At 67.2% G+C, this 25,921-nt stretch carries 21 protein-coding genes; 14 read left to right on the forward strand and 7 right to left on the reverse strand.

Annotated features, from left to right (window positions below):
• Positions 1–30: 30 nt before the first annotated feature.
• From pyk to QE395_RS04045, 3 genes are all read left to right on the forward strand, one after another.
• Positions 31–1,497: a pyruvate kinase gene (gene pyk, locus QE395_RS04035; protein ID WP_068853848.1), complete on the forward strand. Its 1,467-nt coding sequence runs from the start codon at positions 31–33 to the stop codon at positions 1,495–1,497.
• 140 nt (positions 1,498–1,637) lie between these two features.
• Positions 1,638–2,642 (forward strand): class I fructose-bisphosphate aldolase, encoded by a 1,005-nt coding sequence (locus QE395_RS04040; protein WP_093533681.1) that lies wholly within the window; start codon positions 1,638–1,640, stop codon positions 2,640–2,642.
• Between the two features lie 87 nt (positions 2,643–2,729).
• Positions 2,730–4,148 (forward strand): M1 family metallopeptidase, encoded by a 1,419-nt coding sequence (locus QE395_RS04045; RefSeq protein WP_306987624.1) that lies wholly within the window; start codon positions 2,730–2,732, stop codon positions 4,146–4,148.
• Here the strand turns inward: QE395_RS04045 and QE395_RS04050 are convergent.
• Positions 4,042–4,638: an O-acetyl-ADP-ribose deacetylase gene (locus QE395_RS04050; protein ID WP_210130956.1), complete on the reverse strand. Its 597-nt coding sequence runs from the start codon at positions 4,636–4,638 to the stop codon at positions 4,042–4,044. The two genes, QE395_RS04045 and QE395_RS04050, sit on opposite strands and share 107 nt — an antisense overlap.
• A gap of 230 nt (positions 4,639–4,868) precedes the next feature.
• Positions 4,869–5,828, reverse strand: a complete 960-nt coding sequence (cysK, locus tag QE395_RS04055; RefSeq protein WP_217538647.1) for a cysteine synthase A — start codon at positions 5,826–5,828, stop codon at positions 4,869–4,871.
• A gap of 170 nt (positions 5,829–5,998) precedes the next feature.
• Between cysK and QE395_RS04060 the strand changes: the two genes are divergently transcribed.
• The 10 genes from QE395_RS04060 to QE395_RS04105 all read left to right on the forward strand — a co-directional run bounded on the left by QE395_RS04060 (position 5,999) and on the right by QE395_RS04105 (position 20,401).
• Positions 5,999–6,982: a LysR family transcriptional regulator gene (locus QE395_RS04060; protein WP_068853844.1), complete on the forward strand. Its 984-nt coding sequence runs from the start codon at positions 5,999–6,001 to the stop codon at positions 6,980–6,982.
• Positions 6,983–7,306: 324 nt separating this feature from the next.
• On the forward strand, positions 7,307–7,711 hold the full coding sequence (locus QE395_RS04065; RefSeq protein WP_343239322.1) for a DUF2946 domain-containing protein: 405 nt from the start codon (positions 7,307–7,309) through the stop codon (positions 7,709–7,711).
• A gap of 74 nt (positions 7,712–7,785) precedes the next feature.
• Positions 7,786–9,846, forward strand: coding sequence for a TonB-dependent copper receptor (locus QE395_RS04070; protein ID WP_306987626.1), 2,061 nt, complete (start codon positions 7,786–7,788; stop codon positions 9,844–9,846).
• 411 nt (positions 9,847–10,257) lie between these two features.
• Positions 10,258–11,325, forward strand: coding sequence for an efflux RND transporter periplasmic adaptor subunit (locus tag QE395_RS04075; RefSeq protein ID WP_217538650.1), 1,068 nt, complete (start codon positions 10,258–10,260; stop codon positions 11,323–11,325).
• Complete coding sequence (locus tag QE395_RS04080; protein ID WP_249833019.1) at positions 11,322–14,447, forward strand: efflux RND transporter permease subunit; 3,126 nt, start codon at positions 11,322–11,324, stop codon at positions 14,445–14,447. The genes QE395_RS04075 and QE395_RS04080 overlap by 4 nt, the downstream gene beginning before the upstream one ends.
• Positions 14,440–14,973, forward strand: coding sequence for a GNAT family protein (locus QE395_RS04085; RefSeq protein ID WP_095363617.1), 534 nt, complete (start codon positions 14,440–14,442; stop codon positions 14,971–14,973). The genes QE395_RS04080 and QE395_RS04085 overlap by 8 nt, the downstream gene beginning before the upstream one ends.
• Before the next feature lie 96 nt (positions 14,974–15,069).
• Complete coding sequence (locus QE395_RS04090) at positions 15,070–16,587, forward strand: alanine/glycine:cation symporter family protein (RefSeq protein ID WP_068853840.1); 1,518 nt, start codon at positions 15,070–15,072, stop codon at positions 16,585–16,587.
• 52 nt (positions 16,588–16,639) lie between these two features.
• Positions 16,640–17,413 carry a TrmH family RNA methyltransferase gene (locus QE395_RS04095; protein WP_306990413.1) on the forward strand — a complete coding sequence of 258 codons (774 nt, stop codon included), beginning with the start codon at positions 16,640–16,642 and terminating at the stop codon, positions 17,411–17,413.
• A 556-nt stretch (positions 17,414–17,969) separates the two neighbouring features.
• Positions 17,970–18,962 carry a hypothetical protein gene (locus QE395_RS04100; RefSeq protein WP_249833018.1) on the forward strand — a complete coding sequence of 331 codons (993 nt, stop codon included), beginning with the start codon at positions 17,970–17,972 and terminating at the stop codon, positions 18,960–18,962.
• Positions 18,962–20,401 (forward strand): alanine/glycine:cation symporter family protein, encoded by a 1,440-nt coding sequence (locus QE395_RS04105; RefSeq protein WP_249833017.1) that lies wholly within the window; start codon positions 18,962–18,964, stop codon positions 20,399–20,401. The genes QE395_RS04100 and QE395_RS04105 overlap by 1 nt, the downstream gene beginning before the upstream one ends.
• A gap of 48 nt (positions 20,402–20,449) precedes the next feature.
• Here the strand turns inward: QE395_RS04105 and QE395_RS04110 are convergent, their stop codons facing one another.
• From QE395_RS04110 to QE395_RS04125, 4 genes are all read right to left on the reverse strand, one after another.
• Complete coding sequence (locus QE395_RS04110; RefSeq protein ID WP_068853836.1) at positions 20,450–21,871, reverse strand: M28 family peptidase; 1,422 nt, start codon at positions 21,869–21,871, stop codon at positions 20,450–20,452.
• A 143-nt stretch (positions 21,872–22,014) separates the two neighbouring features.
• Entirely contained in the window at positions 22,015–22,419 is a 405-nt protein-coding gene (gene mscL / locus QE395_RS04115; RefSeq protein ID WP_249833015.1) for a large-conductance mechanosensitive channel protein MscL, read from the reverse strand.
• A gap of 58 nt (positions 22,420–22,477) precedes the next feature.
• Complete coding sequence (locus tag QE395_RS04120) at positions 22,478–23,185, reverse strand: fumarylacetoacetate hydrolase family protein (RefSeq protein ID WP_068853834.1); 708 nt, start codon at positions 23,183–23,185, stop codon at positions 22,478–22,480.
• An 87-nt stretch (positions 23,186–23,272) separates the two neighbouring features.
• Positions 23,273–23,548 (reverse strand): hypothetical protein, encoded by a 276-nt coding sequence (locus QE395_RS04125; protein WP_093533692.1) that lies wholly within the window; start codon positions 23,546–23,548, stop codon positions 23,273–23,275.
• Between the two features lie 177 nt (positions 23,549–23,725).
• Between QE395_RS04125 and QE395_RS04130 the strand changes: the two genes are divergently transcribed.
• On the forward strand, positions 23,726–24,082 hold the full coding sequence (locus tag QE395_RS04130) for a Rieske 2Fe-2S domain-containing protein (protein WP_306987627.1): 357 nt from the start codon (positions 23,726–23,728) through the stop codon (positions 24,080–24,082).
• On the opposite strand, the gene QE395_RS04135 is transcribed toward QE395_RS04130, so the two are convergent.
• Positions 24,066–25,913: an SLC13 family permease gene (locus QE395_RS04135; protein ID WP_184126688.1), complete on the reverse strand. Its 1,848-nt coding sequence runs from the start codon at positions 25,911–25,913 to the stop codon at positions 24,066–24,068. The two genes, QE395_RS04130 and QE395_RS04135, sit on opposite strands and share 17 nt — an antisense overlap.
• Positions 25,914–25,921: the final 8 nt, after the last annotated feature.

The following is a 25,921-nucleotide window of genomic DNA, read 5'->3' on the forward strand; positions in this document are numbered from 1 at the left end:
TTTCAATCCTTTCCCGGGAGCCCTTTAACCATGATTGAGCGTCAGCGCCGTACGAAGATCCTTGCCACCCTCGGACCGGCAACCGACCCGCCGGGCGTGCTGGAGGATCTGTTCCGCGCCGGCGTGAACGTGGTCCGCCTCAACTTCAGCCACGGTGACCCGTCCGGCCAGGCCAAGCGCGCCGCCGACGTGCGCGCCGCCGCGCAGCGCGTGGGCGTGGAAGTGGGCATCCTGGCCGACCTGCCGGGCCCGAAGATCCGCATCGAGCGTTTCACCGAAGGCAAGATCCACCTCAAGGCGGGCGACCGCTTCGACCTGGTCGCCTCGGCCAATGCGCCGGCCGGCGACACCACCCAGGTCGGCGTGAGCTACCTGGGCCTACCGCAGGACGTGGTGGCCGGTGACGTGCTGCTGCTCGACGACGGCCTGATGCAGCTGCAGGTGGTTGAAGTGCAGGGCGAGCGCATCGTCAACACCGTGCTCAACGATGGCGTGCTGTCCGACCGCAAGGGCCTGAACAAGCAGGGCGGTGGCCTTTCGCTGGGCGCGCTGACCGAACGCGACAAGGAGCTGATCGGCATCGTGGCCAAGATCGGCGTGGATTTCATCGCCGTGTCCTTCTGCCGCAACGCGCAGGACATGAACGATGCCCGCGCCATCGCCGAATCGCACGGCTGCTACGCCGCGCTGGTCTCCAAGATCGAGCGCACCGAAGCCATCGAGAACCTCGAAGAAATCGTCGACGCCAGCGATGTGGTGATGGTGGCGCGCGGTGACCTGGGCGTGGAAATCGGCGATGCCGAACTGCCGGGCCTGCAGAAGAAGATCATCAAGGCCTCGCTGGCCCAGAACAAGGTGGTGATCACCGCCACCCAGATGCTGCAGTCGATGGTCGAAAGCCCGATCCCGACCCGCGCCGAAGTGCTGGACGTGGCCAACTCGGTCATCGACGGTACCGATGCGGTGATGCTGTCGGCCGAAACCGCCGCCGGCGCCTACCCGGTGAAAGCCGTGGAAGCCATGGCGCGCATCTGCCTGGGTGCCGAACGCCAGTTCCAGACCGAAACCGATTTCGGCGCCTCGCCGCGCAACCTGGAACGTGCCGACCAGGCCATCGCCATGGCTACCATGTTCCTGTCCCAGCACGTGGGCGTGCGCGCGATCGTGGCGATGACCGAATCCGGTGGCACCGCCCGTTACCTGTCGCGCTTCCGCGCCTCGGCCCCGGTGTTCGCGGTGACCCGCCACGACGGTGCCCGCCGCCAGATGGCGCTGATGCGCGATGTGTTCCCGATCAACTTCGACAGCCGCGGCTTCACCCCGCGCGAAGCCGCACGCGGCAGCATCCGCCTGCTGGTGGAAGCCAACCAGCTGCAGGCCGGCGACCGCGTGGTGTTCACCAGCGGCGAGCACATGGAAACCCATGGCGCCACCAACACCCTGCGCCTGCTGGAAGTAGGTGAAGACGGCCGCGCCAGCGGCTTGGGCGACCTGTAAGGAACGCCGGACGCTGGGTCGCACGCCGACCCAGCGGTCCACCCGTTCACATTGAAAGCGCTTCCATCCCCCATGAACGGCCAGTTCACGGGAGGGGACCGCTATAATCGTGTTTTTCCCGCACCCGCCACAGGAAATACATGAGCATCGAACAGCTGGCCGAAACCGCCCAGGCCATGGTCGCCCCGGGCAAGGGCATCATCGCCATCGACGAATCCACCGGTACCATCGCCAAGCGCTTCGCCAGCGTGGGCATCGAGAACACCGAAGAGAACCGTCGTGCCTACCGCGAGCTGCTGCTGACCACGCCGAAGCTCAACGAGCATATTTCCGGCGCGATCCTGTACGACGAAACCATCCGCCAGTCCACCAAGGACGGCGTGCCGTTCGCCAAGTACATGGCCGACAACGGCATGATCCCGGGCATCAAGGTCGACAAGGGCGCCCACCCGCTGGCCGGCTGCCCGGGCGAGCTGGTCACCGAAGGCCTCGACGGCCTGCGTGAGCGCCTGCAGGAGTACTACAAGCTGGGTGCGCGTTTCGCCAAGTGGCGTGCGGTGATCAACATCGGCGAAAGCATTCCGTCGGGTACCTGCATCGAGTCCAACGCCCATGCGCTGGCCCGTTACGCCGCGCTGTGCCAGGAATGCGGCCTGGTGCCGATGGTCGAGCCGGAAGTGATCATGGACGGCGACCACGACATCGAAACCTGCTACGAAGTCACCGAAGCCACCCTGCGTTCGCTGTTCGACGCGCTGTACCAGCAGAACGTGCTGCTGGAAGGCACCATCCTGAAGGCCTCGATGGTCATCTCCGGCAAGGGCTGCGAAGAGCAGGCCGACGTCGAGGAAGTGGCTGAATCGACCGTCATGTGCCTCAAGAGCACCGTGCCGGCGATCCTGCCGGGCGTGGTGTTCCTGTCCGGCGGCCAGGGTGACGAGCAGTCCACCGCGCACCTCAACGCCATGAACCAGATGGGCAACCTGCCGTGGCCGCTGAGCTTCTCCTACGGCCGCGCCATGCAGCAGGCCGCGCTGAAGCTGTGGGCCAAGGACACCAAGGCCAACGTCGCCAAGGCACAGCAGACCGTGTACGACCGCGCCAAGGAAAACGGCCAGGCTGCACTGGGCAAGTGGAACGGCTGATCCCGCCGACCGCATGAAATGGAAAAAACGCCGGCGCCATGCCGGCGTTTTTTTATCGGCACCCCAACGGCTCTACAAGGAGTTTTCATGCGAGCAGGATGGACCTGGCTGTTGCTGTTGTTCCCCACCACCGCGGTCCATGCCGCGGCGCGGGACTTTGATGTACTGCACTACGACCTCGCCCTTGTGCCGGACATCGCGCGCAGGCAGGTGACCGGGCAGCAGACCGTGCAGCTGCGCTCGGAACGCCCCGGGCTGTCCGAAATCCAGCTCGACAGCGGCGAGCTCAAGATCAACTCGGTCGGCATGAGCGGGCGGCCGCTGCGCTTCGAACAGCAGCAGGCAACCGTCACCATCTTTTTTGACGCACCGCTCAAACGCGACGAACAGGCGGTGCTGCAGATCACCTACACCGGCACGCCGGCGTACGGCCTCGAATTCGCCCCCGGGCGCAGCGAGGTCTACACCATCTTCTCCACCAGCCAGTGGATGCCCTCGGTGGATGCACCCGATGAGCGCGCCACGCTGTCGCTGTCGGTGACGTTGCCCAACGATCTGCTTGCCACCGGCAGCGGTCGCACGCTGCCCGCACGTACGCTCGCCGACGGCCGCATCGAACACCGCTGGCGGCTGGATACGCCGATGCCCGGCTACGTGTATGGGTTTGCCGCAGGCCGCTACCAGCAGGCGCGCGCACGACAGGGCGACACCGCGCTGCGCTTCCTGTCCGCCGAACGCTCGCCCGGGCAGCTGCAGGCGATCTTCGCGCGCACCGGTGACATGCTCGATTTCTTTGCCGCGCGTGCAGGCCTGCCTTATCGCGGCGACTACGAACAGGCGCTGGTGGCCGACACCATCGGCCAGGAAATGGCCGGGCTGTCGCTGATGTCGGAGGCGTACGGGCAGGAAGTGCTGGACGACCCGGACCACGTCGCCCTGATCGCCCACGAAGCCGCCCACCAGTGGTGGGGCAACCGGGTGACGTGCATCGGCTGGGAGCACTTCTGGCTCAACGAAGGTTTCGCCAATTTCATGACCGCCGCCTACCTGCAGCAGGCGCAGGGCGAAGCGGCGTACCAGGCGCAGGTGCAGCGCTGGCGCACGCGGGTGGAGGCGCTGCGTGCCAAGGGCGCCGACCACGCGCTGGTGTATGGGAGCTGGAAGGCGCCTACCGGTGATGACCGCGCCGTGGTGTACCAGAAGGGGGCTTACGTACTGCACCTGCTGCGCCAGGCGTTGGGTGAAGAAGCGTTCTGGCGTGGCATCCGCGAGTACACGCGCGCACATGATGGAAAGAGCGTGGAGACCGCGGATTTCCAGCAGGCGATGGAGCACGCAGCGGGGCGTTCGCTGCAGCCGTTCTTCAACGAATGGGTGTATGCGCCAACGCCCGTCCGGCCTACGGTGCTGCGGCTGGAAGCTCCATTCCAGCAGCCATCGGCGGCAGCGGCCCCGCCACCTCCACCGGTTGCCCCAGCGCCGCCAGCGCCTGCTGGTACACCTTGAAGGTCGCGGCGTTATAGGCCACCAGGATGATTCGCTGCGGTTCGCGGTGCGAACGCTGCCACGTCAATGTCTCGGTGGCCGCGATATGCGCGGCCTGGTGCAGCGGGTAGCCGAACACGCCGCAACTGATCGCCGGGAACGCGATCGACGTCAGGCCCAGTTTCTCGGCCAGCTGCAGCGATTTCCAGTAGCAGTTGGCCAACAGCGCCGGCTCATCGCGCAGGCCGTCCTGCCACACCGGGCCCACCGTGTGCAGCACGTGCTTCGCCGGCAGGTTGTAGCCGGCCGTGGCGCGCACTTCACCGGTCGGACAGCGCATGCCCGGGCGGATCTCCGGCAACGCCGCACACTCGGCCAGCAGCTGCGGGCCGGCCGCGCGATGGATCGCCCCATCCACGCCACCCCCGCCAAGCAGGGACTCGTTGGCCGCATTGACGATCGCATCCACCGCCAGGGTCGTGATGTCGCCCTGCCACACTTCGATCTTCATGCGTGCCGCTCCTTCTATACCGGGTCCATACAACGGGATGACTGCCGCCTCACACGCTAGCGGCCAAGGCATCTAGGCTGCGTCATCGTCGTCTCAGGCAGTGCGACCCGGCAGGCACCGCCCAACACCCCTACCTTGCGGCGGGCTGGCTTCACGGCAGATGAAGGTCGCGTTGGAAACGAAAACGCCCACCGCAGCGGTGGGCGTCACGTTCAGCCAAGGCAGTCGGTTCAGGGGGTGCCGGCCAGCCACTCGTCGTCGGAGCCTTCGTTGATGTCGGCAAACAGCGGCGTGGAGAAGTAGCGCTCGCCGGTATCGGGCAGCATCGCCAGCAGCACGCTGCCGGGCGCCGCCTTGGCCGCCACATCCAGCGCGCTGGCCACTGTGGCACCGGCCGAGATGCCGACGAAGATGCCTTCCTCGGCCGCCAGCCGGCGCGACGTTTCAATGGCGCGGGCGTCGTCGATGCTCAGCAGTTCGTCGTAGACCTCGCGGTTGAGCACGTCCGGCACGAAATCCGGGGTCCAGCCCTGGATCTTGTGCGGCTTCCACTCTGCGCCGCCCAGCAGCGCCGCGCCTTCCGGTTCGGTGGCGATGATGCGCGTTTCCGGGCGGGCCACCTTCAGCACCTCGCCCACCCCCGTGAGGGTGCCGCCCGTGCCCCAGCCGGTCACGAAGTAATCCAGCCGCGTGCCGGCGAAGTCGCGCAGGATCTCGGCCGCCGTGGTGTTGCGGTGGTAGGCCGGGTTGGCCGGGTTGGTGAACTGGCTGGCCAGGAACCAGCCGTGTTCCTCGGCCAGCTCGCGGGCGCGCTTGACCATGCCCGAGCCGCGTTCGGCGGCCGGGGTCAGGATCACCTTGGCGCCATAGGCGCGCATCAGCTTGCGGCGCTCGATCGAGAAGGTCTCCACCATCGTGGCCACGAACTTGTAGCCGCGCGCGGCGGCCACCATGGCCAGCGCCACGCCGGTGTTGCCGGAGGTGGCCTCCACGATGGTGTCGCCGGGCTTGAGCACCCCGCGGGCTTCGGCGTCCAGGATGATCGCAAGCGCCAGGCGGTCTTTCACCGACCCGCCGGGATTGAACGATTCCACCTTCGCGTACAGGGTGACGTGGTCGGGGGCAATGCGGTTCAGGCGCACCACCGGGGTATTGCCGATGGTGTCCAGGATCGAGTTGTACAGGGCCATGGGAAAGCTCCACGGATAGAGGGATGACGGGTTCCGCCAGACCGTAGCGCCGGCATATGAGCGCGCGAAATGACCTGATTACCTTCATAAACAACATTTGGTTATAAGCTGGTGACGGCAACTGCCTTACAGTCGGCTTGACCCCCTTCCTTCCTGCTGCGCGCACGCCCATGACGCTGACCCAACTCCGTTACCTGGTCGCCATCGCCGACGCCGAGCTCAACATCACGCTGGCGGCCTCCCGGGTGCATGCCACCCAGCCCGGGCTGTCCAAGCAGCTCAAGCAGCTGGAAGATGAACTGGGCTTCCTGCTGTTCGTGCGCAAGGGCCGCAGCCTGGAAGCGGTGACCCCCGCCGGCGTGGAAGTGATCGGCCGCGCCCGCGCGGTGCTGTCCGAAGCCAACAACATCCGCACCTACGCGGCCAACCAGCGCCGCGAGAGCCAGGGCCAGCTGATCCTGACCACCACCCACACCCAGGCACGGTTCGTGCTGCCGCCGGCGGTGGCGCGCATCAAGCAGGCCTACCCGCAGGTCAGCGTGCACCTGCAGCAGGCCGCCGAAAGCGACGCGCTGGATCTACTCAGCCAGGGCGATGCGGATATCGCCATCATCAGCACCGCCGGTGCCGAACCCACCGCCGGCATCGCCATTCCGCTGTACCGCTGGCGCCGGCTGGTGCTGGTACCGCGCGGCCATCCGCTCGACCGCCCCGGTGCCGCCCCGGACCTGCAGGCGCTGTCGACCCAGCCGCTGATCAGCTACGAATCCTCCACCCGCGGCAGCTCCTCGCTGCAGCGCGCCTTCGCTGCCTCCGGGCTGACCCCGGACATCGCGCTGACCGCGCTGGATGCGGACCTGATCAAGACCTACGTGCGCACCGGCCTGGGCGTGGGCCTGCTGGCCGAAATGGCGGTCAATGCCGGCGATGAAGACCTGCGCTCGTGGCCGGCGCCGGCGCCGATCGACGAATGCATCGCCTGGGCGGTGCTGCCGCGCGACCGCGTGCTGCGCGACTACGCGCTGGAACTGGTGCACGTGCTGGCTCCGCAGATCGACACCCGCGACCTGCGCCGGGTCATCGACGGCAACCAGGAGGCCGATTGGCCGTTGCCGCCGACGTGGGAATCGTTGACGCAGACCATTACGGTCTAGGGGCTTCGGTTTCGGTTGGGTTGAACGCCGGTGGGAAGGTGGCCGCCGCCGTTGTGTCGGCTACGGGTGCTTGGGCCGCGCTGCGCGCGGTGTCCGGCCAACGGCCGGGGCTACGAATTCATACGGGCCCAAAAGGATCGGGATCAATCAACCAACGGCGCCGCATACCCTCGGTAGCGCCGGCCGTTGGCCGGCCCTCTGCGACGGTTGGTCGCACGGAAGGCCGGGGCCCACGCGGACCGAGGGCGCTACCATGGCGGCGTGAACCGCCGTCGCCGCCCGTTTGCCGCCCTGTTGCAGCTCGCCTTTCTGGCGACGCTGCTGATGGCGTTGGCGCCACTGGTCAGCCGCTGGCAGCAGGCGCAGGGCCCGTCGGTGATGCTGATGCCCGGTGGCATGGCGCACGTGATGCCGCCGCATGAAATGAACCTGCAGGCGATGCCGGCGCATGACATGGCGATGCACCACATGTCCATGCACGACATGTCAGGGCATGCCGCCGCAGTGGCCGACACTGACCCCGCTGCCCCCATCGACCCGCATGCCGGCCATGGCGAGGCCTGCGAATACTGCATGATGGCCTCGCGCCTGATGCCGTGGCTGGCAGTGCTGATCGTCCTGCTGCCGGCGCTGCCAGTCATCGCGCCACCGGTGCTGCGCACCGTCGCCGCGCCGCGCAGCCTGCGCTGGCCTGCCCACGCCGCGCGTGGCCCCCCGCTTCACGCCTGAAACCGCCCTTTCATTTTCCTGCTGCGCGACGCCGTGATGGCGCCGCGCGCCTGTGCGTTTTCCGGAGTTCCAGCATGAAGCTTTCCTCCCGCAGCGCGGGCGCGATGACGCGCCTGTCTGTTTCCCTGTCGCTTGCCCTGGCTGCGCTGCCGCTGCAGGCCGCCGAGCGCGACGACGCGCGCACGCTCGACACCCTGGTGGTCACCGCCAGTGCGCCCTCGTCGCCGCTGCACTGGGTCACCGACCCGCGACTGCCGCGCCAGCCGGTGCCGGCCAGCGACGGTGCCGATTACCTCAAGACCGTGCCCGGCTTCGCCGCCATCCGCAACGGCGGCACCAATGGCGACCCGGTGCTGCGCGGCATGTTCGGCTCGCGCCTGAACATCGTCAGCAACGAAGGCAACCTGATCGGTGCCTGCCCCTCGCGCATGGACAACCCGCTGTCCTACATCGCCCCGGAAACCTTCGACCGGCTGACCATCATCAAGGGCCCGCAGAGCGTGCGCTGGGGCGCCGGCGCTTCAGCGGGCACAGTGCGGTTCGAACGCGATACCCCGCGTTTCGACGACCCGGGCATCGACCTGGACGCCAGCGCACTGGTCGGCTCGCGCAACCGCAACGACCAGGTGCTGGACCTCACCGCCGGTGCCTCGCAGGGCTACGTGCGCGTCAATGGCAACCGCTCCGAAGCCGATGACTACAAGGACGGCAATGGCGAGGTGGTGCCGTCCAGGTGGCGCAAGTGGAACAGCGATGTCGCCGTCGGCTGGACCCCGGATGCCGACACCGTGCTGGAGCTCTCCGCCGGCACCGGCGATGCCATCGCGCGCTACGCCGGGCGTGGCATGGATGGCGCCGCGTTCAAGCGCACCAGCTACGCCGCCCGCTTCGAGCGCGACAACCTGCCCGGCGCGTGGGACAAACTGCAGGCCAACGTCTACTACAACGACGCCGACCACGTCATGGACAACTACACCCTGCGCGAGCCGAACCCGGCCAGCAGCATGCCGATGCCCATGGCCTCGAATGTCGATCGCCGCACCACCGGCGGGCGCATCGCCTCCGAATGGCGCTGGCAGGACATCGCCATCGTCGCCGGCGTGGACGCGCTCGACAGCCGCCACCGCAGCCGCAACGGCATGGGCCGCAACACCTACCGGCTCACGCCATGGTCGACCGACGCACGCCAGAAGAACCAGGGCGTGTTCACCGAGATCACCCTGGGCGAAGGCACCGCGCAACGTTGGGTCAGCGGGCTGCGCATCGATCGCGCCGAGGTCACCGACGAGCGCGCCACCACCGGCATGATGGCGATGCCGAACCCAACCGCTGGCCAGCGCCGCCGCGAAGACCTGGGCAGTGGTTTCCTGCGTTTCGAGCGGGACATCAGCAGCGCGCTGACCACCTACGCCGGTATCGGCCACAGCGAACGCATGCCCGATTACTGGGAGCTGTTCTCGCCTGACATGGGGCCGGCCGGCAGCATCAACGCTTTCAGCGCGGTGCAGCCGGAGAAAACCACCCAGCTCGACATCGGCCTGCAGTACCGGGATGAGCGGGTCAACGCATGGGTCTCGGCGTATGCCGGGCGCCTCCAGGACTACATCCTGTTCACCTACCGCGACGGCGGCATGATGGGCAGCACCACCCAGGCCACCAACATCAATGCGCGTATTGCCGGTGCCGAAGCGGGCGCCGAGGTCGCGCTCGGGCAGGGCTGGAAACTCGGCGGCACGCTGGCCTACGCATGGGGCGAAAACCGCACCGATGGCGGCGCACTGCCGCAGATGCCGCCGCTGGAAGCACGCCTGAGCGCAGGCTGGGAAGGCGCGCGCTGGAGTGCGGGTGCACTCGCCCGCGCAGTGACCCGCCAGCACCGCGTGGCGCCGGGGCAGGGCAACGTGGTCGCGCGTGACCTGGGCCCAAGTGCAGGCTTCGCCACGCTCGCGCTCAACGCCGGCTACCGCATCAGCGACGCCCTGCAGCTCAGCGCAGGCGTGGACAACCTGTTCGACCGCGCCTACAGCGAGCACCTCAACCTCGCCGGCAGCGCCGATTTCGGCTTCCCCGCCGATCCGGTGCGCATCAACGAACCCGGCCGCACGGTCTGGATGAAGGTGAACTACCGGTACTGAGGCAACGATCAAGCGCGTTGGTCGGCGCTTCCGCACGATGGTGTGCACTTCAACGGCCGCATGCATGAAACCGTCGGGAGGTGGGCGGGTACCCCCATCCGGGACTGTCAAAAACATGGATGTTTTTGCCAAGCCCCCATGGATGGGTTCACGGCGTGTCCCGGATGGGGGTACCCGCCCGCCTCGGCGCGGATGAATTGAAACGCCGGCTCTTCGCGATCAACCAAGCTCCGGGCGCGACGCAATCCGACATGCGCTGACACACGCCGTTACATGCCCCGAAGGCCCCAGCACGAAAGGGGTTGCGCGTGTCACCGGGTGATGTGAAGGTGACGGTAAACGCTTGGCACATATGCCTGACGCGGGCGGTGGCTACACTTGCCGGTCGTGGAACATCAAGGGCTGTACTTCATGTCGGGACGCATCACCGCACGCATCATTGCCGGCCTCGGCCTGGCCATCCTGGCCGGGTGTGGCAGCAAGGACCAAGCCGCCCGCCGGCAGGCCGAAGTCGTGCCGGTGACTACCCAGGTCGTGCAGACCTCCGCCTGGAGCGACACCCTGCAGGCACTGGGCACCGCCAAGGCCCGCGAGTCGGTGACCATCACCGCCAAAGTCAGCGAAATCATCGACACCGTGCACTTCGACAGCGGCCAGCAGGTCTCCGCCGGCACCCCCCTGGTGACCCTGCGCGGCCAGGCCCAGGAAGCCGCCCTGCTGCAGGCCCAGGCCACCTTTGCCGAAGCCGACCAGCTGTACAAGCGCCAGCGTGAACTGGCGGCCCAGCAGCTCGTCGCCAGTGCCACCCTCGACACCCAGCGCGCCATCCGCGATGCCGCCGAAGCCCGCGTGCGCGAAATGCAGTCCGACATCGGCGACCGCCGCGTGCGTGCACCGTTTGCCGGCGTGCTCGGCATCCGCCAGGTCAGCGAAGGGTCGCTCGTCACCCCCACCACCGTCATCGCCACCCTCGACGACATCGAACGCATGCACGTCGATTTCCAGGTGCCCGAAGCCGAACTGGCCTCGCTGGCCAAGGGCGACAAGGTCAGCGCCACCAGCGTGGCCTACCCGGGCCGCACCTTCGAAGGCGACGTGGCCACCATCGATACCCGCGTCGATCCCGGTACCCGCGCCGTCACCGTGCGCGCCGACTTCATCAACGCCGACCACGCCCTGCGCCCGGGCATGCTGCTCGACGTGCGCATGTTCCGTCCCGAACGCCAGGCGTTGGTCATTCCCGAAATCGCCGTGGTCCAGGTCGGCCGCGATTCGTTCGTCTTCCGCGTCAAACCCGACCACGTGGTCGAGCGCGTCGACGTGGTCAGCGGCGCGCGCCGCTCCGGCGTCGTTGAAATCCGTGAAGGGCTCAAGGCAGGCGACCGCATCGTCGTCGACGGCACCGGCAAGCTGCGTCCCGGCCTGAAGGTCAACGACACCGCCGCGCCGGCCGCAGCGCCCGTGGGCAGCGCCGGATGAAACTCTCCAACATCTCCATCCAGCGGCCGGTGTTTGCCGTGGTGATGAGCCTGCTGCTGGTCGTGCTGGGCATCATGTCGTTCACCCGCCTGACCCTGCGCGAGCTGCCCGCGATCGACCCGCCGATCGTTTCGGTCTCCGTCGATTACACCGGTGCCTCGGCGGCCGTCATCGAAAGCCGCATCACCCAGGTGCTGGAAGACGCCCTGGCCGGCATCGAAGGCATCGACACCATCAACGCGCGCAGCTCCAACGGCCGCGCCCAGGTCAGCATCGAATTCACCTCCAACCGTGATATCGAAGCGGCCGCCAACGACGTGCGCGACGCCGTCAGCCGCGTCGCCGACCGCATGCCCGAAGAGGCGCGCCCGCCGGAAATCGCCAAAGTCGAGAGCGACGCCGACCCGATCATCTGGTTCAACATGACCTCTTCCAGCATGAACACGCTGGAGCTGAGCGACTACGCCGACCGCTACGTGGTCGACCGCTTCTCCAGCCTCGATGGCGTGGCCCAGGTCCGCATCGGCGGCCGCCAGCGCTATGCCATGCGCATCTGGCTCGACCGCGACCAGCTCGCCGCGCGCGGCCTGACCGTGGGGGACGTGGAAACCGCGCTGCGCAACGAAAACGTCGAACTGCCCGCCGGCCGCATCGAATCGGCCGACCGCGATTTCACCCTGCGCGTGGAGCGCAACTACGTAAAGCCCGAAGACTTCGCCACCATCCCGCTCGGCAAGGGCGCTGATGGCTACGTGGTGCGCATGGGCGACGTCGCAAAGATCGAACTGGCCTCGTCCGAACGCCGCGCCTACTACCGCAGCAACGGCGAGCCCGGCATCGGCCTGGGCATCGTCAAGACCTCCACCGCCAACTCGCTGGACGTGGCCCGCACCGCCCGCGCCGAAGCCGAGCGCGTCGGCCAGACCCTGCCCGAAGGCACCCACATCTTCGTGGCCTTCGACAACACCACCTTCATCGAAGCCGCCGTCGACCGCGTGTACGCCACGCTGGTGGAAGCCATGCTGCTGGTGCTGGCGGTGATCTGGCTGTTCCTCGGCAGTTTCCGCGCCGCGTTGATTCCTGCAGTGACCGTGCCGGTGTGCCTGGTGGCCGCCTTCATCGCCCTGTATGCGTTCGGCTTCTCGATCAACCTGCTGACCCTGCTCGCACTGGTGCTGTGTATCGGCCTGGTGGTGGACGATGCCATCGTCGTGGTCGAAAACGTGCAGCGCCGCATCGACCTGGGCGAGCCACCGCTGGTGGCGTCCAAGCGTGGTACCGCGCAGGTGGCGTTCGCGGTCATCGCCACCACCGCCGTGCTGGTTGCCGTGTTCCTGCCGGTCGGTTTCCTTGAAGGCAACACCGGCCGCCTGTTCCGCGAACTGGCCGTGGCCCTGGCCGCCGCCGTGGCGCTGTCGGCGTTCGTGTCGCTGACGCTCACCCCGATGATGGCCTCCAAGCTGCTCAAGCCGCACACCGGCCAGCCGCCCAAGGGCCTGCACGGTTTCATCAACCGCAACCTCGACCGCGTCTCGGCATCCTACGGACGCGTGCTGGATGCCCACGTCGGCAAGATCTGGATCTACGGCGTGGTGATGCTGCTGTCGCTCGCCGCCAGCGCGCTGCTGTTGAAGGTGCTGCCGTCCGAACTCGCCCCGGCCGAAGACCGCGGTTCGTTCCAGATCATGATCGACGGCCCGGAAGGCGCCGGCTACGACTACACCGTGGGCCAGGTGCAGGAAGTGGAAAAGGTCGTGGCCGGGTACGTCGGCGCGGACAAGCCCATCGTGCGCGCCAACCCGCGCGTGCCCGGCGGCTTCGGGGCCAGCGAGGAAATGCACACCGGCCGCATCAGCGTGTTCCTGCAGCCGTGGCGCGAACGTTCCACCGCCACCCCCGACGTGGCCGCCGAACTGCAGAAGGACCTCGACGGCATCCGCGGCGTGCGCGTGCGCACCCAGGTCGGCGGCGGCCTGGTCCGCAGCCAGGGCCAGCCGTTCCAGATCGTGCTTGGCGGCCCCGAATACGCTGAAATCGCGCAGTGGCGCGACCGCATGCTCGAACGCATGGCCGACAACCCCGGCCTGGTCGGCCCGGATTCGGATTACAAGGAAACCCGCCCGCAGATGCGCGTGAACATCGACCGCCAGCGCGCGGCCGACCTGGGCGTCTCGGTCACCGCCATTGGGTCGGCGCTGGAAACCATGATGGGCTCGCGCCGCGTCACCACCTTCGTCGACAACGGCGAAGAGTACGACGTGCTGGTCCAGGCCGGCCGCGAAGGCCGCGCCTCGCCCGACGACCTGGCCGCCATCCGCGTGCGCGCCACCAATGGCGAACTGGTGCCGCTGTCCAACCTGGTCACGCTCAGCGAAGTGGCCGAAGCGGGCAACCTCAACCGTTTCAACCGCCTGCGCGCGATCACCATCACCGCCGGCCTGGCCCCGGGCTACCCGCTCGGCGAGGCCATCGCCTGGGCCCAGCAGACCGCACGCGAAGAACTGCCGCAGCACGCGCAGATCGACTGGAAGGGCGAATCGCGCGAATACCAGAATGCCGGCAGCGCGGTGCTGCTCACCTTCGCCATGGCGCTGCTGGTGGTGTACCTGGTGCTGGCCGCGCAGTTCGAAAGCTTCATCCACCCGCTGGTGATCATGCTCACCGTGCCGCTGGGCGTGCTCGGCGCGCTGCTGGGCCTGTACGTGAGCGGCGGCACCATCAACCTGTTCAGCCAGATCGGCATCGTGATGCTGGTCGGCCTGGCGGCGAAGAACGGCATCCTGATCGTCGAATTCGCCAACCAGCTGCGCGACGAAGGGCGTGACGTGCACCGCGCCATCGTCGAATCGGCCATGGTGCGCCTGCGTCCGATCCTGATGACCTCCATCGCCACCGTGGTCGGTGCCATCCCGCTGGTCGTCGCCGGTGGCCCGGGTTCGGCCAGCCGCGGAACGATCGGCATCGTGGTGATCTTCGGCGTCACCGTCTCCACCTTCCTCTCGCTGTTCGTGGTCCCGGCGTTCTATTCGCTGCTGGCCCCGTACACGCGCTCGCCGGAAGCCGTGGCCCGCGAGCTGGAAAAGCAGGAAGCCGACACCCCGTCGGTCGGTGGCCATGCCTGACCGGCCGCTGCGGCTGGAAGGCCCCGGATTCGTGCTGCGCCCCTGGCGCAGCGACGATCTGGAGGCGCTGCTGCGGCATGCCAACGACGAGGCGGTCTCGCGCGGGCTGCGCGACCGCTTCCCGTTCCCGTACACCCGGGAAGACGGCGAGGCCTTCCTCGGCGGCCGGATCCTGGCCCCGGAGACGCTCAACCTGGCCATCGAGATCGACGGCGCCGCCTGCGGCAGCATCGGCGCCCAACCGGGCGTGGCCGAACGTGGGCACACCGCTGAGCTGGGCTACTGGCTGGGTCGCGCATACTGGGGGCAGGGCTGGATGACCCGCGTTGTAGGCCTGTTCGCCCCCTGGGTGATGGACGAGCTGCGCCTGTTCAGGCTGCAGGCCGAAGTGCTGGATTTCAACGAAGGATCGGCCCGCGTGCTGCTCGGCAACGGGTTCCAGGAAGAAGGAACGGCCCGCTGCGCCGTGTTCAAGCGCGGCCGGCTGCACGACCTGCGGCGGTTTGCCAGGGTCCGCACCCCGTAAATCGGCCCTATCGGGCTGGCGCTCGATGATGGAGAATCGACCGGTCCCTTCCAGCCGACGGGACGTCCTTCATTTTCCGCCGACTGGAGAGAGCGCGTGGAAGCAGTAGTCGAATTCATCAATGGCATCATCTGGAGCAAGGCACTGATCTTCCTGTGCCTGGCGGCCGGCCTGTTCTTCAGCGTGCGCACCCGCTTCATGCAGCTGCGTGGCTTCTTCGAAATGTGCCGGCTCACCGTGCAGGGCGAAAAGTCCGACGCCGGCGTGTCCTCGTTCCAGGCCCTGGCCATGTCCATGGCCGGCCGCATGGGCATCGGCAACATCGCCGGCGTGGCTACCGCCATCGCCTTCGGCGGCCCCGGTGCGATCTTCTGGATGTGGGTGATGGGCTTCCTCGGGGCGTCCACCTCGTATGTCGAGTGCACCCTGGCGCAGATCTACAAGACCAAGGATGCCGACGGCCGCTACCGGGGTGGCCCGGCGTACTACATCGAAAAGGCCATGGGCCTGAAGTGGTACGCGATGGCCTTCGCCATGGCCACGATCGTTGCTGCCGGTTTCCTGATGCCGGGCGTGCAGGCCAATGCGATCGCCGACAGCATCATCAACTCCTGCCGTGGCGGCGCCCTGTGCGGACCGCTGGATGGCCAGTTCATGGGCATGGAATCGGTGCAGGCGTTCAAGCTCGGCATCGGCATCGTGGTCGCCCTGCTGCTGGGCGTGGTGATCTTCGGCGGCGTCAAGCGCATCGCCAACTTCGCCGAAGTGGTGGTGCCGTTCATGGCCGCCGGCTTCATCCTGATGGCCATCGTCATCATGATCCTCAACTATGAGCGCGTGCCGGACATGTTCCGTACCGTGTTCAGCAGCGCCTTCGGCGCCCACGCCGCGTTCGGCGCGATGATGGGCCTGGCGGTGGAGTGGGGCGTCAAGCGCGGCATCTACGCCAACGAAGCGGGCCAAGGTACCGGCCCGCACGCGGCCGCGGCCTCGGAGGTCTCGCACCCGGCCAAGCAGGGCTACGTGCAGGCCTTCGCCATCTACTTCGACACCATGATGGTGTGCACCGCCACCGCCTTCCTGATCCTGGCGGCCGGCACCTACAACGTGTACTCGCCCACGCCGGGCGCCGAGCCGGTGTTCGCCGGCCTGGCCGGTGTGGCCGAAGGCGCGGGCTACGCACAGGCTGCGGTGGAAACCGTGCTGCCGGGCTGGGGCTCGGGCTTCGTGGCCATCGCGATCTTCTTCTTCGCCTTCACCACCATCATGGCCTATTACTACATGGCCGAAACCAACCTCAGCTACCTCAACCACAACCGCAAGCGCCCGCTCACCGTGCTGGCGCTGCGCCTGGGCATCATCGGCATGGTGGTGTTCGGCGCCTTCCACAACGCCAAGATGGCGTGGGCGCTGGGCGACATCGGCGTGGGCCTGATGGCGTGGTTGAACATCGTCGCGATCCTGATCGTGCAGAAGCCGGCCCTGATCGCCCTGCGCGATTACGAGCGCCAGAAGAAGCTCGGCCTGGATCCGACCTTCGACCCCGATGCCCTGGGCATCAAGAACGCCGATTTCTGGCGTCACCGCAAGCTGGAGCAGTCCCGTAGTGAATGATCCCTGGAAAAACGCCCGTCGCCCGTCCTCGCGACCGCCGCGGGCCACCCCGCTGCCGCCGCGCGAAGGCGGCACCCCGCCACCGCCGGGGCGCGGCAACGACGAGCTGCGCCTGTACGGCTGGAATGCCGTGCAGGCGCTGTTCGAGCGCCGCCCGCAGGCGCTGCGCAAGCTGTACCTGGCCGAGGCGCTGATCCCGCGGCTGCAGCCGCTGCTGAAGTGGTGCGTGGCCAACCGCGTCGGCTATCGCGTGGTGGAAGAGGGTGACCTCAACAAGCTCGCCGCCACCACCCACCACGAAGGCGTGGTGGCGGACGTGCTGCGCGCCCCGATGCTGGAACTGGGCGAGTGGCTGGCCGGCCTGCCGGCCGACAAGCCGGCGCTGGCGCTGTGGCTGGATGGCGTGGGCAACCCGCACAACTTCGGCGCCATCCTGCGTTCGGCGGCGCACTTCGGCGTGTCCGGGCTGCTGCTGCCGCCCGATTCCACGCTGGCATTGTCCGGTGCGGCGGCGCGTGTTGCTGAAGGCGGCGCCGAAGCGGTGCCGCTGGTGCGCCTGCCGGCAGTGCCGCAGGCAATGGAAGCACTGCGTACCGGCGGCTTCGGCCTCGCCGCCACGCTGGTGGAAGGCGGCGCGGACCTGTTCAAGGCCACCTTGCCGGCGCGGCTGGTGTATGTGATGGGCGCCGAAGGCGAGGGCATGGACCGTGCGTTGGCACAGACCTGCGACCTGCAGGTATCCATTCCCGGCAGTGGTGCGGTGGAAAGCCTCAACGTGGCATCGGCCACCGCCGTGTTGCTGTCGCACTGGTATGCACAGCGGTAACTTCGGGTAACGCTTGCGCGCTGCCCTGCGTGATGTGATCGACTTCTCCAAAGGAGTCGTGCCTACGGTGGATTCGGATTTTTCGCATGGTGCGCTGCGTTCTTGCTGCGTCACAGTGCAACGCGGCGCCGTACTGTGTAGGTGAGGAGAGACACCCACCCAGTGCGGCGCCGTTGTCCGGATCACGGTCTGTTCCGTGGCGCTCACCGCGTGGGGTGTGACGAATCCCGGTAGCCCGGCCGCTTGGCCGGGCTTTTTTTATGCGTTTTCGCGGTGCGCGGGGGCGGAGTGCGACATTCCGGGCCCGCGCAAGGGGTCTTGCGACGTGTACGCGCAGTGACGCTTCGGGCCGCGCGTGATGGAAATCCGGAAGCGCGTTTCCTGCTGGGCATCCGCTGAAAAACGCCGTTGGCGTGATAGGCATTTTCGTGCGTGCGCCCGCGCACAGAACGCAAGATTCGCGTGATTTACCGATTTTTCCGAGATGACTTCCTGTGCAGATTGCCGGTGCGGCGGATTGGCCTGCCGCATCACTCTGTCACCAAGGAGGCATTCCATGACATTCGATGCGCTGCGTTCCCTGCGCCCGATTTCCTTCGCCCTGATCGCCGGCCTGCTGCCCGCTGCCGCCCAGGCTGCCGAGCACTCGCTGGACGGCGTCAATTTCATGGGGCCGCTGATCACCCCCAATCCGGCCGGCATGCCCAAAGGCAATCTCTTCATCGAGCCGTACCTGGTCCGCATCGACAGCGACCGCTACTTCGATGGCGACGGCCGCCGGCATGACAGCGACGGCCGCAGCGCCGCCTGGCTGACCGTGGTGCCGATCGCCTACGGCCTGGGTCAGCGCGTGACCGCGCAGGTCAACCTCAGCGCCTCGCGCGCCGAGACCGGCAGCGAGCGCAGCCGCGGCTTCCGCGCCGGCGATACCACCGCCATGGTGCAGTACCTGCTGCAGGCGCCGAACGAAGACGGCACCCGCCCGGCCATTTCGGTATCGCTGAGCCAGCGCTACGCCACCGGCAGCTATGACCGCATCGATGGCAACCCGCTCAATGCCCAAGGCGACGGCGTGCAGCGCACCACCTTCGGGCTGGGCATGCAGCAGGTGGTGTGGCTGCCCAACGGTCGCCCGCTGCGCTGGCGTGGCCAGCTCAGCGCCAGCCCGGCACCGGCGCGCGTGGCGATCAACGACCACAGCGTGTACGGCACCCCGGATGGCTTCCGCGGCAACATCGCGCCGGGTTCGCTGATCGGCCTTTCCGCGGCCGGTGAGTACAGCTTCGACTCGAAGTGGGTGGGCGTATTCGAGTTCGCCATCAGCCGCCAGAGCGACCGTCACCTGAGCGGCTACGCGCCCGCTGCCGACGGCACCATGCTGCGCATCGATGAACGTCGCCCCGGCAGCCGCAACGTCACCCTCGCACCGGCGGTGCAGTATCACTTCAGTCCCAGCGTCGGGCTGATTGCCGGTGTGGAGTTCACGGTCGCGGGCCGCAATACCGGCAGCTACATCAACCCGCAGGTCGCCTTGGGCATGTTCTTCTGATGGGCCTCGATGAGATCGTCGCCCGCCTGCTGGGCATCGTCTGGAGTCCGGCGCTGGTCGGGCTGTGCCTGCTGGTGGGCCTGTACTTCAGCGTGCGCACCCGCTTCATCCAGCTGCGCGGGCTGCCGGAGATGCTCAAGCTGATGTTCCAGGGGCGCAGTTCGGCGGCGGGTGTGTCCTCGTTCCAGGCATTGAGCCTGTCGCTGTCCAGCCGCGTTGGCGTGGGCAACATCGCCGGCGTGGCGATGGCCATTGCCTACGGCGGGCCGGGTGCGATTTTCTGGATGTGGATCGTCGCCTTCCTCGGTGCCTCCAGCGCCTTCGTCGAATCCACCCTGGCGCAGATCTACAAGCAGCGCGACAGCAACGGCATGTACCGGGGTGGCCCGGCGTACTACATCGAAAAGGGCCTGGGCAAGCGCTGGTACGCGGTGCTGTTCGCGCTCAGCACGGTGATCGGCTGCGGGCTGCTGCTGCCCGGTACGCAGTCCAACGCGATGGTCAGCGCGCTGGACGAGGCATGGGGCGCGCCGGGCTGGGTTACCGCGGCCGGCATCGGCACGGTGGTCGCGATGGTGATCTTCGGCGGCGTGCGGCGCATCGCACAGGTGGCCCAGGTCATCGTGCCGTTCATGGCGCTGGGCTATCTGGTGGTGGCGGCCGTGGTGATGGCCCTGAACCTGGATGCGGTGCCGGAGATGTTCAGCATCATCCTGCGCAGTGCATTCGGCCAGGACGCCGCGTTCGGCGCCATGATCGGCACGGCCATCCAGTGGGGCGTGCGCCGTGGCGTGATGTCCAACGAAGCCGGCATGGGCAGCGGTGCGCATCCCGCTGCCGCAGCGGAAGTCTCGCACCCGGTGAAGCAGGGGCTGGTACAGGCCTGTTCGGTGTACATCGACACCATGGTGGTGTGCAGCGCCACCGCCTTCCTGATCCTGTCGGCCGGCACCTACAACGTGCATGACCCGGCCGCACCGGCGCAGTGGATCGTGGCCAACGTACCGGGGCTGGAAGCGGGGCCGCGGTTCGTGCAGCAGGCGGTGGAATCGGCGTTGCCGGGCTTCGGGCGTTCGTTCATCGCCCTGGCGATCCTGCCGTTCGCCTTCACCACCATCCTGGCGCTGTACTACACGGCCGAAACCAACGTGGTGTACCTGCTGCGCAACCGCACCTCGCCGTGGGTGATGGCGTTGTTCCGGCTGGGCTTCCTGGGCGCCATGCTGTATTCGGCGTTGAACAGCGCCACGGTCGCGTGGTCGCTGGGCGATATCGGCGTGGGCCTGATGACCTGGCTCAACATCATCGCGCTGCTGCTGCTGCAGAAACCGGCCTTGGCCGCACTGCGCGATTACGAAGCCTCACGCGGTGCCGGAAGGGACCCGGTGTACCGCCCCGACAACATCACGCTACCGGCCAGCACGGTGTGGTTGCGGTAACCCGAAACGGAAACCGGCGGCAGACACCGCCGGTTTCCACAGCATCGCTTATTCGTTCGGCGGGGTGGTCGCCTTGGCTTCACTGCCGAAATTGCCATCGGCTTCGGCCGCCAGGTAGGCGAACACCGTGTACGCCGCCACGTTCTGCGCCAGCGCCGCCGGTTCGATCTTGTCGAGCGTGTCGTCGGCGGTGTGGTGCAGGTTGAAGTAGTCGGTTCCGTCCTGCGCCAGCCACGCCCATGCGCCGCCCTTGGCGGCAAGCGGGCCGATATCGGGGCCCGGGCCACCCTTGTCCGGGGCGTATTCGATGCCCAGCGGCTTGAGCACGTCGGCAATCTGGGCGGTCGCCTCGCGCGAGCCTTCCGGGTTCGGCGAACCGGTGTTGAACGCATAGATGCGGCCGGCACCGAAGTCGCTCTCGGCGGCCAGCTGGTGCAGCACGATGTCTTTGGCATGCGCTTCGGCGTAGGCCTTGCCGCCGTACAGACCCTGTTCCTCGTTGGCGAAAGCGACCACGCGGATGCTGCGCTTGGGCGCCTGCTTGAGCTGGCCGATCAGGTGGCCGGCGGCCATGGTCAGCGCTACGCCGGCGCCATCGTCGATCGCGCCGGTGCCCAGGTCCCAGGAATCGAGGTGGCCACCAATGACCACCACTTCCTTGGGCAGGCTGCGCCCGGTGATCTCACCGATCACGTTGTACGAGGTGGCGGTGCCATCCCAGCCGCAATCCAGGCTGAGCTTGAGCTTCGTCGGTCCCAGCGCGACCAGCCGCGCCAGCTGGTTGGCATCGGGCACCGACAGCGCCGCCGACGGCACCGGGGTCAGGCCGTCGTCGAAGCGGGTGATGCCGGTATGCGGCACGCGGTGCGAATCGGTACCGGCCGAACGCATCACAAAGCCCACCGCACCCTTGCGGATCGCCTCGGACGGGCCTTTGCTGCGCACCGCGCCGCCCTTGCCGTAGTCGCGGCCATCGCGGTAGGCGGTCATCTGGTAATCCACGAAGGCGATCTTGCCCTTGAGCGAGCCTTCCGGCGCGGCCTGCAGCGCGGCCAGGTCAGCGAAGCGCACCACCTCGGCCTCGACCGTACCGCCCGGGCTGCCGCCCAGCGCGGTGATGCTCAGCGGCTGTGCATGCTTGCCCACCACCTGCGCGTGTTCACTGCGGCGTTCCCACTTGGGGAAGGTCACCGGCTCTTTCCACACCTTGTCAAAGCCCAGTGCCTTGAACTTGGCTTCGGCCCAGGCCACCGCGCGGGCGTCGGCCTCGCTGCCGGCAATGCGCGGGCCGATCTCGGTCGTCAGCGATTCGACCACCTTCCAGCCGGTGTCGTCCTTCAGGGCCTGCTCGCGCAGTTCAGCAGCGGTAGCCAGCGATTTCGGCGGCAGGGTGGTGGTGCCCGTCGCCGCGAACGCCGGGGCGGCCAGCAGGGCGAGGGAAGATGCGATGGCAAGGACGCGGCGACGCATGGGACGGACTCCGGGGGAACAGGGCGGAAGCCCCCGAGCTTAGCAGCCTGCCCGCGCCGCACATGGGCGGGAGGTCATGGTTGGGCGGATGCTGTTTTCCACCGGCGGGCAGGGCGACGACCAACGGTCGTCGCCTACGCCCTTTACTGCTTCAAATTGTCCCGGATCTCCCGCAGCAGCAGGATCTCTTCTTTCGGCGCAGCCGGTGCCGCTTCCTTCTTGCGCGCCAGGCGATTGATCACCTTGACCACCATGAAGATCGCGAACGCTACGATCAGGAACTGCACCAGCGTATTGAGGAAATCGCCGTAGCCGATCACCACGGCAGGAATCTCCGTGCCATCGGCGGCCACGCGTGCCGGCGCCAGGGTCCACGCCAGCTCCGAGAAATCCACCCGGCCGATCAGCCAGCCCAGCGGCGGCATGATGATCTTGTCCACCAGCGCGGTGACGATCTTGCCGAACGCAGCACCGATGACCACACCGACCGCCAGGTCGATGACGTTGCCACGCATGGCGAATTCCTTGAACTCAGTCAGCATTCCCATCGGGTTCTCCTGTAGCGGGGATAGCAAAGGTCGCCGCAGCGTAACGCGGCGCGTGTCGTCATCCGGCGATGACGCCGTGCCGTTCGGCCACGTTTTCCAGGCGGGCGCTGAAACGATCGCCCGGCTTCAGTGCGGCCACGCCGGCCGGCGTACCCATGAACACCAGGTCGCCCGCGCGCAGTGCCCACAGCTTGGACAGCTCGTGCAGGATCTCCGGCACGTTCCAGATCATCTGGTCCAGCAGTGACTGCTGGCGCACTTCGCCGTTGATTTCCAGCGACAGGTTGAGCGCGGCAAGATCGCCCACTTCACCGGCCGGCACCAGTTCGCTGACCGGCGCGGAATGATCGAAACCCTTGGCCGAATCCCACGGGTGGCCCTTGGCCTTGGCCGCCGCCTGCAGGTCGCGGCGGGTCAGGTCCAGGCCTACGCCGTAGCCGAACACCAGCGCCTCGGCCTGGTCGAGCGGCAGCTCGCCGGCAGGCGCGTCACGGCCGATCGCCACCACCAGCTCCACTTCGTGGTGCAGATCCTGGGTGGAAGGCGGGTAGGGGATCACATCGTCATGGCCAACCACGATCGCATCGGCCGGCTTGCTGAAGAACATCGGCCGGCCGCGGTCATCGGCGGCGGGCACGGCAGCGCCCATTTCCTTGGCGTGGTCGGCGAAATTGCGGCCGACACAGTAGATGCGGCGCACTGGAAACGTACCGCCACCGGCGACCGGAATGCGGGGTTGTTCAGGGGCCGGGATTACATCAGACATGCGCGCGTCCTGTGGGAAGGGGTCGCACGAGTGTATTCCGCCACATCGGAAAACGTGTAGTGCCGACTGTTAGTCGGCAAACCGGGCTCAACGCGACAGCGGCAACGCCTGCTTGCGCACCACGCGGTACTCGCCTTCCACCACCTGCGGATCGGCCGCACGCGCGGCCTGCTTCCGCGAAGCCAGCAGCTTCCATGCCACGCCGGCGATGATCATCGCCGCGCCCACGAACACACCCACGAACACCAGGGCGGCCAGGATCGCCAGACCCAACAGGCCCACCGCAACGCGCACCAACGGATGGCGCGGCTTGCGCGGCGCAAACAGGGAGCGGAACTGGTTGAACTGGAAGCGGTTGTACATGGCGGTTCTTTGGCTGAAGTCAGCGAGATGTCAGTATCCCGGCAGTCTTTTGTCATTGAGTGAAAAACTCGTTAAACGAAGCCTACGTTTATTTGAAATCAATGACTTGTGTTCATCGCAGAGCCAGCCAGATGAGGGCGTGAGACAATCGCGTACCGTGCCCTGGATCCTGTTTCCATGTCTGTTTCCGATGCCTCCGCCACTGCCCTGATCGCCCTGGAACGTATTGCCGACGGGGGATTTGCCGAGGTGGAGGGGTGCATCGACGGCGACCACGAGTCGCTGGTGCTGTATCGCGAGGGCGACGATGTGCGCGGCTGGCTCAACATCTGCCCCCACGCCGGGCGCCGGCTGGATTGGGCGCCGGGCCAGTTCCTCAAGAGCAAGGCCGGCGACCTGGTCTGCGCCGCGCACGGTGCATCGTTCTCGCTGGTGGATGGCAGCTGCGTGGCCGGCCCCTGCAAGGGCGACCGGTTGCGCGCCGTGCCGCTGCACGTGCGCGATGGCCAGGTGTTCCTCAGAACATCAGGTTGATCATCGCCACCACCACGATGGTGTAGATCAACGACAACGGCGCGCCCACCCGCCACAACTCGCGCGGGGTGTAGTTGGCCGGTCCGGTGATCATCGAAATCACCGGGTTTGAAGCGGTCATCAGATTGTTGGACGCCGACAGCGCCACGATCAGCGCGAACGCGGTCGGGCTGCCACCGGCCGCCAGCGCCAGGTTCACCGCAATGGGCACCATCACGATGGTCGCGCCTACATGGCTGATCACCAGCGAAAACACCGTGGTCAGAAGCGCCAACGCGATTTCCAGCACCCACACCGGAATGCCGGTAGGCAGGCGGTCGATGGTGTGCCCGGCCACCCAGGCCGCCGCGCCGCTGCTGTCCATCGCCCAGCCGAGCGGAATCAGCCCGGCCATCATGAACACCGTTTTCCAGTTGATCGAGGCATACGCCTCGTCCATGCGCAGCACGCCGGTGAGCAGCATGCCGGCCACGCCGGTCATCAGGGTCAATGCCACCGGCAGCTTCGACGTCAGCGCGATCAGGATCGTGATGGCGAAGATCGACATGGCGATCTTGAACTTGTGCGGGCGCTGTTCGCCCTTCGGGTAATCGGTCACCACCACGAAGTCACGGCTCTTGGCGGCCTGGGCCAGGTCGGTCCAGATGCTGTGGAACACCAGCATGTCGCCGGCGCGCAGCGGCACGTTGCGCACGTCCTCGCGGATCACCTGCTTGTCGCGGTTGATCGCCAGCAGGCTGATGCCGCGCTGCTTGCGCAGGCGCAGGTCCGAGGCGCTCTTGCCGATCACCTCGGAGGTAGGCGGAATCACCGCCTCGGAAATACCCGCGCGGCTGGGGTTGAAAAGGTCGCCCAGGTGCTTCAGGCGCGAAGACATGCGCAGAAACTGGTTCTGGGCGAAATCGCCTACCTGCTGGCGGCTGCCCATGACGCCCAGCACGCTGCCCACCCAGATCCGCATTTCCGCCGGCGGTGCCAGCCGGGTGTCGTTGCCGGTCTTGAGCGCCAGCATCAACGGCGCATCGTGCAGGTTCTCGGCCTCGCCCAGGGTCATGCCCACCAGCGGGCTTTCGGCGCTGACCACCAGCTCGAACACATCGCCCTCGATCCCGTAGGTCTTGGCGAAGTAGCTTTCCGTGCGGGCCGGGGTGACGCCATCGTTGGCCAGGGTTTCTTCTTCCACCAGCTTGCGGTCGCCGAAGTAGCGGAAGTACAGCAGCGACGCGGCCAGCAGCGCCAGGCCGATCGGCAGCGGCGCGAACATGCGCAGCGGTTCGATCGTGGCAAGGCCCGAAGGAAGATTGTTGTTGGCCGAGGCCAGCAGATCGTTGAGCAGGATCAGCGGTGAATTGCCGACCATGGTCAGCGCGCCGCCCATCACGATCGCCGCGGCAATCGGCAGCAGCAGGCGCTGCAGGGTCAGCCCGGTGCGCGCCACCAGCCGCGAGGCCACCGGCAGGTACAGTGCCATCACCGATGGGTTCTGCATGAACGACGAATTCAACCCGGCAATGGCCGTGGTCATCATCAGCAAGCGGGTTTCAACGCCATGTCCGCGCCGCAGCAGCCACGCCGCCAGCCTGTTCAGCGCCCCGGTGCGGTCCAGGCCGGCACCGAGGATGGTGGTGGCGATGATGCTCATCACCGCGTTACCCGAGAAACCGCCGAAGATTTCCTCCGGCGCGATCAGGCCAGTCACGCCCAGCACCACCAGCACCACCAGCGCCACCACGTCGGCGCGGATGCGCTCGAACAGGAACATCGCCATCGTGAAGCCGACCAGCCCCAGGACGAGCTTCATGTCGGTGGTCAGCGTCAGCGTGGTGTCCATGGGGTAAC

The organism is Stenotrophomonas sp. SORGH_AS_0282 (genome assembly GCF_030818125.1).
Taxonomy (GTDB): domain Bacteria; phylum Pseudomonadota; class Gammaproteobacteria; order Xanthomonadales; family Xanthomonadaceae; genus Stenotrophomonas; species Stenotrophomonas rhizophila_A.

Coding starts and splice junctions, on each gene's coding strand:
- pyk (WP_068853848.1), top strand. CDS start 31: ATGATTGAGCGTCAGCGCCGTACGAAGATCCTTGCCACCCTCGGACCG.
- QE395_RS04040 (WP_093533681.1), top strand. CDS start 1,638: ATGAGCATCGAACAGCTGGCCGAAACCGCCCAGGCCATGGTCGCCCCG.
- QE395_RS04045 (WP_306987624.1), top strand. CDS start 2,730: ATGCGAGCAGGATGGACCTGGCTGTTGCTGTTGTTCCCCACCACCGCG.
- QE395_RS04050 (WP_210130956.1), bottom strand. CDS start 4,638: ATGAAGATCGAAGTGTGGCAGGGCGACATCACGACCCTGGCGGTGGAT.
- cysK (WP_217538647.1), bottom strand. CDS start 5,828: ATGGCCCTGTACAACTCGATCCTGGACACCATCGGCAATACCCCGGTG.
- QE395_RS04060 (WP_068853844.1), top strand. CDS start 5,999: ATGACGCTGACCCAACTCCGTTACCTGGTCGCCATCGCCGACGCCGAG.
- QE395_RS04065 (WP_343239322.1), top strand. CDS start 7,307: ATGGCGTTGGCGCCACTGGTCAGCCGCTGGCAGCAGGCGCAGGGCCCG.
- QE395_RS04070 (WP_306987626.1), top strand. CDS start 7,786: ATGAAGCTTTCCTCCCGCAGCGCGGGCGCGATGACGCGCCTGTCTGTT.
- QE395_RS04075 (WP_217538650.1), top strand. CDS start 10,258: ATGTCGGGACGCATCACCGCACGCATCATTGCCGGCCTCGGCCTGGCC.
- QE395_RS04080 (WP_249833019.1), top strand. CDS start 11,322: ATGAAACTCTCCAACATCTCCATCCAGCGGCCGGTGTTTGCCGTGGTG.
- QE395_RS04085 (WP_095363617.1), top strand. CDS start 14,440: ATGCCTGACCGGCCGCTGCGGCTGGAAGGCCCCGGATTCGTGCTGCGC.
- QE395_RS04100 (WP_249833018.1), top strand. CDS start 17,970: ATGACATTCGATGCGCTGCGTTCCCTGCGCCCGATTTCCTTCGCCCTG.
- QE395_RS04105 (WP_249833017.1), top strand. CDS start 18,962: ATGGGCCTCGATGAGATCGTCGCCCGCCTGCTGGGCATCGTCTGGAGT.
- QE395_RS04110 (WP_068853836.1), bottom strand. CDS start 21,871: ATGCGTCGCCGCGTCCTTGCCATCGCATCTTCCCTCGCCCTGCTGGCC.
- mscL (WP_249833015.1), bottom strand. CDS start 22,419: ATGGGAATGCTGACTGAGTTCAAGGAATTCGCCATGCGTGGCAACGTC.
- QE395_RS04120 (WP_068853834.1), bottom strand. CDS start 23,185: ATGTCTGATGTAATCCCGGCCCCTGAACAACCCCGCATTCCGGTCGCC.
- QE395_RS04125 (WP_093533692.1), bottom strand. CDS start 23,548: ATGTACAACCGCTTCCAGTTCAACCAGTTCCGCTCCCTGTTTGCGCCG.
- QE395_RS04130 (WP_306987627.1), top strand. CDS start 23,726: ATGTCTGTTTCCGATGCCTCCGCCACTGCCCTGATCGCCCTGGAACGT.
- QE395_RS04135 (WP_184126688.1), bottom strand. CDS start 25,913: ATGGACACCACGCTGACGCTGACCACCGACATGAAGCTCGTCCTGGGG.